Origin of the sequence: Sphaerospermopsis reniformis (genome assembly GCF_005402885.1) — a bacterium.
Taxonomy (GTDB): domain Bacteria; phylum Cyanobacteriota; class Cyanobacteriia; order Cyanobacteriales; family Nostocaceae; genus Sphaerospermopsis; species Sphaerospermopsis kisseleviana.
In genome coordinates this window covers 1-1151 of sequence record NZ_BJCE01000492.1, presented here as the reverse complement: position 1 = coordinate 1151, position 1151 = coordinate 1, and the positions used below count along the sequence as shown (strand labels likewise).

The 1151-nt window shown below is 33.1% G+C and carries 1 protein-coding gene; it reads left to right on the top strand.

Annotated features, from left to right (window positions below):
- Positions 1-112 precede the first annotated feature (112 nt).
- Entirely contained in the window at positions 113-1132 is a 1020-nt protein-coding gene (locus FFR48_RS27960) for an IS630 family transposase (RefSeq protein WP_137669583.1), read from the top strand.
- The last annotated feature ends 19 nt before the right edge of the window (positions 1133-1151 follow it).

Sequence of the window (1151 nt, the reverse complement as noted above, 5' to 3'; positions counted from 1 at the left end):
TATAGCAATCCTATTTGAGTTGTGAATAAATGGTATAATTATACTACTATGGTGAATACAGCTTACAAAGATGAAAAATTTTTTACTAGAACAACAACAAAAAGCTCAAGAAATAGCAATTTTAAATGAGTTCATTAATAGCAATCCAGATGCAAGGGAATGCAAACGAGCTTTGGCTGTAAAAATGGCGATCGAGAATGAAGCATACTCCAAAATTACCAAACTTTTGAATGTATGTAAATCTTATGTCACAACTTGGAAGCAAAAATTCGAGGCTGAAGGTATAGAGGGGATTAAACTAGGGTATCAAGGGGGAAAAAGTTATTTAACATCAGTACAGCAGCAAGAAATCATAAATTGGTTACAAACGAGAGATTATTGGAATTTAGATGAATTAGTTACCTATTTAGATGAAAATTATGGAGTAATATATCAGTCGAAACAGAGTTATTATGATTTGTTATCATTAGCAGGTATTAGCTGGAAAAAATCGCAGAAAACTAACCCAAAACACAATCCGGAATTGGTAAAAAAAAAGAGAGAAGAAATACTTGAATTTATCAGCCAAAACCAGGCAGAGATTGAATCAGGGGATTTAGTCATATTCTTTATAGATGAGTGTCACTTACATGGAGACGATGTTTGTGGATATACCTGGGGTCAGAAAAAAATCCGAATTGAAATTCCCATTAAAAATATCAAGGACAGACAAACTTATTATGGAGCATTAGATTATCAAACTAAAGAATTTATTGTTTGTGAATATGACCAAGGAAATTCCGAAAATACCATAGACTTTATTAAGCATTTACAATCTCAAAGACCAGGTAAGAGAATAGCCTTAATTTGGGATGGAGCTAAATATCATCAATCAGCAGAAATGAAAGAGTTTTTATCCTCTGTTAATGACGATAAAGAACCCGAAAAATGGCTCATTCATTGTATTCTATTTGCTCCCAATGCACCAGAACAAAACCCTGTAGAAGATGTTTGGTTGCAGGCTAAGAATTTCCTGAGAAAGTTCTGGCATCTCTGCAAGTCTTTTTCCATTATCAAGTGGTTGTTTAAATTTTTTACGAATCACCAAACATTTGATTTTCCCAAACTGCTTCATTATGTTCCCTGTTCATAACTCATTTAGGATTGCTATA